Origin of the sequence: Streptomyces rhizosphaerihabitans (assembly GCF_025399795.1) — a bacterium.
In the GTDB taxonomy this organism is placed as follows: Bacteria; Actinomycetota; Actinomycetes; order Streptomycetales; family Streptomycetaceae; genus Streptomyces; species Streptomyces rhizosphaerihabitans.
In genome coordinates, this window is the sequence record NZ_JAODTZ010000017.1 from 152951 (window position 1) to 162437 (window position 9487).

General features: G+C 71.5%; 7 protein-coding genes and 1 pseudogene. 4 read left to right on the plus strand and 4 right to left on the minus strand.

All coding sequences use genetic code 11. The features are described from left to right. The first annotated feature begins 116 nt into the window (after positions 1-116). Positions 117-1241: a GuaB3 family IMP dehydrogenase-related protein gene (locus N4G66_RS19365; protein WP_261705378.1), complete on the plus strand. Its 1125-nt coding sequence runs from the start codon at positions 117-119 to the stop codon at positions 1239-1241. Between the two features lie 96 nt (positions 1242-1337). On the opposite strand, the gene N4G66_RS19370 is transcribed toward N4G66_RS19365, so the two are convergent. The 3 genes from N4G66_RS19370 to N4G66_RS19380 all read right to left on the minus strand — a co-directional run bounded on the left by N4G66_RS19370 (position 1338) and on the right by N4G66_RS19380 (position 3545). Continuing rightward, entirely contained in the window at positions 1338-1604 is a 267-nt protein-coding gene (locus N4G66_RS19370; RefSeq protein WP_261705379.1) for a hypothetical protein, read from the minus strand. A 1-nt stretch (position 1605) separates the two neighbouring features. Continuing rightward, positions 1606-2184, minus strand: a complete 579-nt coding sequence (locus tag N4G66_RS19375; RefSeq protein ID WP_261705380.1) for a hypothetical protein — start codon at positions 2182-2184, stop codon at positions 1606-1608. 152 nt (positions 2185-2336) lie between these two features. Beyond that, positions 2337-3545, minus strand: coding sequence for a nucleotide sugar dehydrogenase (locus N4G66_RS19380; RefSeq protein ID WP_261705381.1), 1209 nt, complete (start codon positions 3543-3545; stop codon positions 2337-2339). Between the two features lie 271 nt (positions 3546-3816). On the opposite strand from N4G66_RS19380, the gene N4G66_RS19385 reads away from it, so the two are divergent. After that, positions 3817-5523 (plus strand): glycerol-3-phosphate dehydrogenase/oxidase, encoded by a 1707-nt coding sequence (locus tag N4G66_RS19385; protein WP_261705382.1) that lies wholly within the window; start codon positions 3817-3819, stop codon positions 5521-5523. Positions 5524-5593: 70 nt separating this feature from the next. On the opposite strand, the pseudogene N4G66_RS19390 reads toward N4G66_RS19385, so the two are convergent. Next, positions 5594-6065 (minus strand): annotated as a pseudogene (locus N4G66_RS19390) (serine hydrolase); the annotation flags it as partial. Positions 6066-6375: 310 nt separating this feature from the next. Here N4G66_RS19390 and N4G66_RS19395 point away from each other — a divergent pair. Further along, positions 6376-8562, plus strand: a complete 2187-nt coding sequence (locus N4G66_RS19395) for a serine/threonine-protein kinase (protein ID WP_261705383.1) — start codon at positions 6376-6378, stop codon at positions 8560-8562. A gap of 169 nt (positions 8563-8731) precedes the next feature. Continuing rightward, the coding region (locus N4G66_RS19400) for a protein kinase (protein ID WP_261705384.1) at positions 8732-9487 on the plus strand (756 nt) is incomplete at its 3' end.

Here is a 9487-nt window from a genome sequence, read left to right on the forward strand (position 1 = left end):
CTCCGCGCGTGCGTGGAGCCCGACGGCAAGGGCGGTCCCGGAGGTTCCGGGGCCGCCCTTGCCGTGGGCGTCGGGGATACTGGGAGGCGCAGAAGCGAAGAGGGAAAGGCCACAACGTGACTGAGATCGAGATCGGGCGCGGCAAGCGCGGCCGCCGGGCGTACGCCTTCGACGACATCGCCGTCGTCCCGAGCCGCCGTACGCGGGACCCGAAGGAGGTCTCGATCGCCTGGCAGATCGACGCGTACCGCTTCGAGCTGCCCTTCCTGGCCGCCCCGATGGACTCGGTCGTCTCCCCGGCCACCGCGATCCGTATCGGCGAGCTGGGCGGCCTGGGCGTCCTGAACCTGGAAGGCCTCTGGACGCGGTACGACGACCCGCAGCCGCTGCTGGACGAGATCGCCGGGCTGGACTCGGAGACCGCGACCCGCCGCCTCCAGGAGATCTACGCGGCTCCCATCAAGGAGGAGCTGATCGGGCAGCGCATCAAGGAGGTGCGCGACTCCGGAGTCGTCACCGCCGCCGCGCTGTCCCCGCAGCGCACGGCGCAGTTCTCCAAGGCCGTCGTCGACGCGGGTGTGGACATCTTCGTGATCCGCGGTACGACGGTGTCGGCCGAGCACGTCTCCGGTGCCGCCGAACCGCTGAACCTGAAGCAGTTCATCTACGAGCTCGACGTTCCGGTGATCGTCGGCGGCTGTGCCACGTACACCGCGGCCCTGCACCTGATGCGCACCGGCGCGGCCGGTGTCCTCGTCGGTTTCGGCGGCGGTGCCGCGCACACCACGCGCAACGTGCTGGGCATCCAGGTCCCGATGGCCACCGCTGTCGCGGACGTCGCCGCGGCCCGCCGCGACTACATGGACGAGTCCGGCGGCCGGTACGTGCACGTCATCGCCGACGGTGGTGTGGGCTGGTCCGGAGACCTCCCCAAGGCCATCGCCTGCGGCGCCGACTCCGTGATGATGGGCTCCCCGCTCGCGCGCGCCACCGACGCGCCCGGCCGCGGACACCACTGGGGCATGGAGGCGGTGAACGAGGAGCTGCCGCGCGGCAAGAAGGTCCACCTCGGCACCGTCGGCACCATCGAGGAGATCCTCAGCGGTCCGTCCCACATCCCGGACGGCTCGATGAACATCTTCGGCGCCCTCCGCCGCGCCATGGCCACCACCGGCTACAGCGAGCTCAAGGAGTTCCAGCGCGTCGAGGTGACGGTCGCGGACTCGCAGCACAAGCGTTAGCCCGTACGCGTCACAAGCGCCGACGCGCCCGCCTGAACATGCGAAGGGCCCGTCCACCGAGTGGTGGACGGGCCCTTCGCATGTGAGGCCGTTCCGTCAGGCGTCCGTCAGCAACTCGGCGACGCCCGCGAGGGCCGGCACGATGCCGCAGAGGCTGACGACCGCCCCGACCGCCCGGAAGCCGAAGGCCGTGATCCACTTGACCGGTGGTGCGAAGTCGCCGGTCGTGGCGGCGCGCAGATCATGGCCGCGCTGCTGGGACGCCTCCATCGCCGTGGCGGCGCCGCGCACGTTGAAGGCGACCCGGCCTCCGCTCACCGCGGCCGCGAGGCCGAACAGCATCAGGAACAGCCAGAAGGGCATCTCAGTGACCGTGCCCGGCCTTGCGGGTGCCCTGGAACGCCACGTACGCCGCGATCGCGAAGAAGGCGAAGGTCAGCGGGTCGGCGTTGTCCTTCCACGCCTGCTGGACCACGTCGAAGTGGTCGAAGAAGATGGTGCTGAAGCCGAGGCCGGTCTCCTTGGCGCCGATCATGGCCTCGCCGATCAGCTGGCCGAGGTAGATCGCGGCGACGGACACGATCACGCTGACCACCGGCAGGGTCTGGTTGCGGCCGCCGAGGCGGCCCGCGGCGATGCCGACGAGGAAGCCGACACCGACGGCGGCATAGCCGATCTCGTGCTTGGTGAGGCCGATGATGAGGCCGTACAGGACCGCGGAGACCACGCCGGCGCCGAGGGCGGCGACGGCACCGAGCGCGAAGTTGCTGCGCGCCGGGGCGGCCGGGGCGACGGGCGCGACCGGGAAGCCCGGCTGGGGCGCGCCCTGCGGGACGGCCTGCTGCGGGACACCCGGCTGCGGCACGGGCGGCTGGTCGGTGGGCTCGCCCGCGTAAGGGTTGTTGTCGACCGGTGGACCGGACGGCGGCGTCGGCTGGCTCAAGTGGTTCCCCCCAGGGAAGCGGGCGCACCTGTGGTGTGCGCGTGGGATGTCGACGCACAGGTGCGGGCGCCCGGGGCGCGGGCGCACGTGTGTGCGAGAGCTGCCGCAGATTAGCAGGGGGAATGACAATCCGTGAGGGGGTTTCCTTCGGCTCAGAGCCGGTGTGCCGCTCCGGTCGGGGTCGCCCCCCTTGTGTCCAGGAGGAGTTGGGCCTTCACGGACAGTCCTTGCAGGTCGTATGTGCGGTGTTGCTGGAGCAGGATCGTCAGGTCGGCGTCGGCCGCGGCCTCGTAGAGGGAGTCCGCGCGCGGTACGGGCCGTCCGAGGACGTTCCAGGCCGGGACTTGCGGGTCGTGATAGCTGACGGACGCGCCGAGTTCCATCAGACGTCCGGCGATCTCGTGGGCGGGGGCTCCCTGTTGATCGGCGATGTCCGCCTTGTAGGTGACGCCGAGCAGGAGCACCCGCGCGGCACGGGCGGACTTCCCGTGCTCGTTGAGCAGTGCGGCGGCGCGCTGGATGACGTACTGGGGCATGTGGTCGTTGACCTGCTGGGCCAGTTCGACCATCCGCAGAGGGCGCCCCGAGGGGCCGCCGAGGTCCTGGGCGGTCCCGTGCCCGCCGACCCCCGGGCCGGGCCGGAACGCCTGGAACCCGAACGGTTTGGTCTCCGCGCAGCGGATGACGTCCCACAGGTCGACGCCCAGGTCGTGGCAGAGCACGGCCATCTCGTTGACGAGCGCGATGTTGACGTGCCGGAAGTTGGTCTCCAGGACCTGCACGGTCTCCGCCTCGCGGGGGCCACGCGCGCGTACGACCTTGTCGGTGAGCCGCCCGTAGAAGGCGGCGGCCGATTCGGTGCACGCGGGGGTGAGGCCGCCGATGACCTTCGGTGTGACGGCGGGGGTGAAGTCGCGGTTGCCGGGATCGACCCGGCTGGGTGAATAGGCGAGGTGGAAATCGCGCCCCGCCCGCAGGCCGGAACCGGTTTCGAGGAGTGGGCGGAGGAAGTTCTCGGTGGTACCGGGGTGCACGGGCGATTCCAGGATCACCGTGGTGTGCGGGCGCAGCCGCGCGGCCAGGGTGCGGGCCGCCGCCTCCACCTGGCCGAGGTCCAGGGTGCCGTCCGCGCCCCGTGGGGTCGGCGCGCAGATGACGGCGGTGCGTACGCGGCCCAGCTCGGCCGGGTTCGTGGCCGGCCGGAAGCCCCCCGAGAGCATCCGGCGCAGTTCTGCGGGGGTGAGAGAGCCGCCCTCCGGCCCTGTTTTGTAGCCGAGGGTGGAGATGCCGGCGGCGACGGCGGCCTGGGCCAGGGGCAGGCCGAGATGACCGAGTCCGATGACGGCGAGGTCTGCGGGCATGGAGTGGGCCGTCCTTCCCAATAACCGATGCGGGACAGGTGCGCAAGCCCTGTGGACAGGATGGGCGAGAGCAATGTCAGACTAGGAGTAAATATGACCGATTTGCGGGATTGATCGATCAAGATTCCGTACGCGTCGCCAAGAGTTGTCCACAGGCTGCGGGCGGACGGTGGCCGAGGAGGGGCAAGACGGTCAGACTTTGGGCAGGGGGGATGTGAGCCGGGCGTCGCCGGACAGGTGCGGCCAGCGCGACCAACAGCGGGAGGCAGCGGTGAGGACAGCGACACTGGGGCCGGCGGAGCGCGCCGAGTCACTTGCGGGAATGGCCGAGCGTGAGCTGGACGTGCTGGTCGTGGGCGCGGGTGTGGTCGGCGCGGGCACCGCGCTGGACGCCGTGACGCGCGGCCTGTCCACCGGCCTGGTCGAGGCGCGTGACTGGGCGTCGGGCACGTCGAGCAGATCCAGCAAGCTGATCCACGGCGGCCTGCGCTATCTGGAGATGCTGGACTTCGCGCTCGTCCGCGAGGCCCTGAAGGAGCGGGGGCTGCTGCTCGAACGGCTGGCACCGCACCTGGTGAAGCCCGTCCCGTTCCTGTACCCCCTCCAGCACAAGGGCTGGGAGCGGCTGTACGCGGGCTCCGGCGTCGCGTTGTACGACGCCATGTCGATGGCCCGAGGTCATGGCCGTGGCCTTCCCGGCCACCGCCATCTGAGCCGCCGCCACGCCCTGCGCGTGGCACCGGCCTTGAAGAAGGACGCGCTGATCGGAGCCCTGCAGTACTACGACGCCCAGATGGACGACGCCCGCTATGTGGCGACGCTGGTGCGTACGGCCGCTTCGTACGGCGCGAAGGTCGCCAACCGCGCGCGCGTCACCGGCTTCCTGCGCGAGGGCGAGCGGGTGGTCGGGGCCAGGGTGCGCGATGTCGAGGGCGGCGGTGAGTACGAGGTCCGCGCCAAGCAGATCGTGAACGCCACGGGCGTGTGGACCGACGACACCCAGGCCATGGTCGGGGAGCGGGGCCAGTTCCACGTCCGGGCGTCCAAGGGCATCCATCTGGTCGTACCGAAGGACCGGATCAACTCCTCGACGGGCCTGATCCTGCGCACAGAGAAGTCCGTGCTGTTCGTGATCCCGTGGGGCCGCCACTGGATCATCGGCACCACCGACACCGACTGGGACCTGGACAAGTCCCACCCGGCGGCGTCCAGCGCGGACATCGACTACCTGCTGGAGCATGTGAACTCGGTGCTCTCCGTGCCGCTCTCCCGCGATGACGTCGAGGGGGTGTACGCGGGGCTGCGGCCGCTGCTGGCCGGGGAGTCGGACGCGACCAGCAAGCTGTCGCGCGAGCACACCGTTGCCCACCCGGTGCCCGGACTCGTGGTGGTGGCCGGAGGCAAGTACACGACCTACCGGGTGATGGCCAAGGACGCGGTGGACGAAGCGGTGCACGGCCTCGACCAGCGCGTCGCCGAATGCGTCACCGAGGACATCCCGCTGCTCGGCGCCGAGGGCTACCGGGCGCTGTGGAACGCGCGAGCACGGATCGCGGCAGGCACCGGTATCCATGTGGTGCGTGTGGAACACCTGTTGAACCGGTACGGGGCGATGGCCGAGGAGCTTCTCGACCTCATCGCGGAGGACCCGTCCCTCGGCGAGCCCCTGCCGGCCGCCGAGGACTACCTCCGGGCCGAGATCGTCTATGCCGCCTCGCACGAGGGCGCCCGTCATCTGGACGATGTCCTGACCCGGCGCACCCGCATCTCCATCGAGACCTTCGACCGGGGTACCCGCAGCGCCCGCGAGGCCGCCGAGCTGATGGCGCCGGTCCTCGGCTGGGACAAGGACCAGATCGAGCGCGAGGTGGAGCACTACGAGAAGCGGGTCGAGGCCGAGCGGGAGTCCCAGCGCCAGCCGGACGACCTGACGGCGGACGCGGCTCGGCTGGGGGCGCCGGACATCGTGCCGTTCTGACCGCCGGTTCCCGCCCATCTCACTCGAACGGGTGCGGTGAGCCGGGATCTTCGCTCGCGGCCCGGCCGTTCTACGAGGTGCGGGGACAGAACTCGGCGGCGAGCAGGGCCGGTTCGAGCGTCGGGTCCGTGACCCCGTCCGTGTTCACCCGGAAGGTGAGGACACGACGACCGTCGACGGTGGCCGCGCTGCGCACGTAGCTGCCGGAGATGCGGCCGTTGTGCCCCCGCACCGTGGTTCCGCACGGCAGCTTCACCGGGAACAGCCCCATGCCGTACGAGCCATGTGCGGCGCGGGTGTCGAGCATCTCGCGCAGCCGGCGCGAGGGCAGCAGTTCCCCGCCCAGCAGGGCCGCGTAGAAGCGGTTCAGATCGGCCAAGGTGCTCACCAGCTCACCAGCTCACCAGCTCACCCGCCGCACCGGCCACGCGCGGGTCGAGCTCGGTGTCCGAGGTCTGGGTGGCGGGGCCTTGGGAGGCGACCGGGGTCTGTCCCGGCAGGCCGTCCTGAGCCATGCCGAGGAGCATCAGGGGTACGGGTATGGCCAGGAGTGTCCGAGGTGTCCGGGGCGGCGGCATCGGCGGGTCCCTCCTTGTGGCGGCCCATCATGAGGCACGTTCCTGTGCCCGGGACCGTGGCGGGGGCCGAGCCGGCGGCCGGGTGCGGCGGACGTGAGGGAGTCCGGTTGCGGGTGGTCTGCGTGTGCGGGGCGCGGTCGTCGGTGAGCCCTCTGCGGGGGCCGGGCGTCTCATTGGATGAGCTGTTGCGGTTCCAGGGGGCCCCTGGGCGTTGGGCACTTGTCGGGTGAGGGACAATGGAGGCTCTGTCAGGGCGGGTTGCATGAGGGGACGCATGTCGGAGGCGGAGCGGGCGGGAGCATCCCGTCAGGACAAGAGCGAACGTCTCCTCGCCGGGCGGTACCGGCTGGGGGATGTTCTCGGCCGCGGCGGCATGGGCACGGTGTGGCGCGCCGAGGACGAGACCCTGGGCCGCACGGTCGCCGTGAAGGAGCTGCGGTTCCCGTCGGCCATCGACGAGGACGAGAAGCGCCGGCTGATCACGCGCACGCTGCGGGAGGCCAAGGCCATCGCGCGGATCCGCAACAACGGCGCGGTGACGGTCTTCGACGTGGTCGACGAGGACAACCGGCCGTGGATCGTGATGGAGCTCATCGAGGGCAAGTCCCTCGCGGAGGCCATCCGCGAGGACGGACTGCTCACGCCGAAGCGCGCCGCCGAGGTGGGCCTGGCCATCCTCGACGTGCTGCGCTCGGCGCACCGTGAGGGCATCCTGCACCGGGACGTGAAGCCGTCGAACGTGCTGATGTCCGACGACGGCCGGGTCGTGCTCACCGACTTCGGTATCGCGCAGGTGGAGGGCGACCCGTCCATCACCTCGACCGGCATGCTCGTCGGCGCGCCCTCCTACATCTCGCCGGAGCGGGCGCGCGGCCACAAGCCCGGACCCGCGGCCGACCTGTGGTCGCTGGGCGGTCTGCTGTACGCGTCGGTCGAAGGCGTGCCGCCGTACGACAAGGGCTCCGCGATCGCGACGCTCACCGCCGTGATGACCGAGCCGGTGGAACAGCCGAAGAACGCGGGCCCGCTGGAGAACGTGATCTACGGCCTGCTCGCCAAGGATCCCGAGCAGCGGCTCGACGACGCGGGCGCACGGGCGATGCTCAACGAGGTGCTGCACGCGCCCGAGCCCGAGCAGAGCGCGCCCGAGCCGCCGGACGCGACGAAGGTCGTGGCCATGCCGCCTCTGCCGGAAGAGCCGGGGCGCCGGGGTGCGGGCGGCTTCGGTTCCGGCGCCAAGAAGGGCGAGGAACCCGCGGAGCGGCTGCGCGGGGCCCTGCGGTCGGTACGCAAGGCCGCGACCGCGGCCGGCGCCGCCACCGCGGCGGCCACCTCGGCGGCGGCGACCCGCGCCAAGACGGTCGGAGGCTCGGACTCCTCCCGGGCGGAGGGAGCCGCCAAAACGGCCTCCCCGCGCACGGGCGCGGGGTCCGGTGGGGCTGCCGGCTCGGGTGGTGGCACCTCTGCGCCGTCCGCCTCGGCGGGTTCGTCCGTGCCCGGTGCGCCGTCCGTACCGGGGCAGGCGGGCAGTCGTGACGGTGCGTCGGTGGACTCCGGTTCGGCCGGGGGCGGTGGAGCGGCGGGTGCCGCCGGTACGCGCGGCGCCTCCGGGTCCGGGTGGCCGGCGGCCCCCGAGCGCCCGGCGCGCCCGGTGCCGAAGGCCTCGCTGACGGATGTCGTGCCGCTGCGGACGCTGGTGGTCCTCGCGGTGGTCGTGGCGCTGGTCGTGATCGGCATCGTGCTGGCCCTCACGCTCGGCGGCGGGGACGACAACGGCACCAAGAGCAACGGCGGCAAGGCGACCGCTTCCAGTGGAGCGACTGCCGGAAGCGGCAAGGGCGACGGCGGCAAGGACGGCGGCAAGAGCGACAGCGACGCCGCGCACACCGACAAGGGTGACAAGTCGGGCTCCGGCTCCGGTTCGGACGACAGCACGAACACCTCTTCGGGCACGGACGCGAGCGCGGGCACGTCGGACGATTCGAGCGGTGACGGCAAGGAGTCGGGCTCGGGCTCGGGATCGGGTTCCACCGCCGTCACGACGTACAAGAGCGGCCAGGGCTTCTCGATCGGGCTGCCGAAGGGGTGGAAGTTCCAGTCCCAGGACGCCGCAGGAGCCCGGTTCGCGGGTCCCGACGGGCAGAAGCTCCTGGTCGGCTGGACGGCCACGCCCAAGGACGACCCGGTCGCGGACTGGAAGAACCAGGAGCGCTACATGACGCGCTCCCAGTACGCGAAGGTGCGCATAGAGAAGGTGGAATACCGGAGCTGGAACACGGCCGACTGGGAGTTCACCTATGTGGACGGGGGCACGAAGTACCGGTCGATCGACCGTGGTTTCGTTGTGAACTCGCATCAGGGGTACGCGCTGATGTACACGGCGAAGGCATCCGCGTGGGACAGCGCTCTGCGCAAGAGCACGTGGGCGACGCTGACCGAGACGTTCCAGCCGAAGTCGTGACGTACCGCTCGCCGCGGTGACGTTCCGCCACGAAGGGGAGCCCGAGATCTCGCATCACCGCTCTGCGGGTTGCCTCGGGCACGTATCGTGAGTGGTTGCGGACCGAACGAAGCCACAACGGAACGCACGGCGAACGGAATTGACCAACCGGTCGGCTGGGGGAAGCATCGTGGACGACTACGCGGGACGGGTACTCGCCGACCGCTACCGCCTGCCGCTGCCGCCGTCCGACGAGTACGAACTCGCCGAGAGCCGGGCCTTCGACACCTACAGCGGACAGGAAGTCCTGGTACGGCAGGTGCCGTTGCCGGAAGTCGTCGAGGCCGAGGTGCTCGACGCGGACGGGCTGCCCGACGGGTTCGTGGCCCGGGACGGCGGCGTGCGGCGGGCGTCCGCCCGGACCACGCGCAGGCCCACCGAACCGGCGGTGCGGCGCGCGATCGAGGCCGCGCAGGCCGCCGCGCAGATCCCCGACCATCCCCGGCTCGACCAGGTCTTCGACGTGTTCGCCGAGGGCGGGTCGCTGTGGATAGTCAGCGAGCTGGTGCCCGCGAGGTCACTGGCCGCACTGCTCGCCGAGAAGCCGCTCAGCCCCTACCGGGCCGCCGAGGTCGCCGCCGACGTCCTCACCGCGCTGCGGGTCCTGCACGCGCACGGATGGGTGCACCGGAACATCACCGTGCGCACGGTGCTGGTGTGCGACGACGGCCGCGTGCTGCTCACCGGACTGGCGGCGGGGGCGGCCGAGGAGGCGCTGTGCGGGTACGACCCGGTTCCCGCGCCGGAGGACGACTTCACGACCGAGCCCGGGCCCGGATCGGGATCCGGCCCCCGCGCCGGACAGCCGGGGAACGGCGGTCCGGCCGGGGCGGGCGCTCCCCGGGGCGCCGACGGAGGCGGGCCCGGGCTCGGTCGTGAAGTCGTC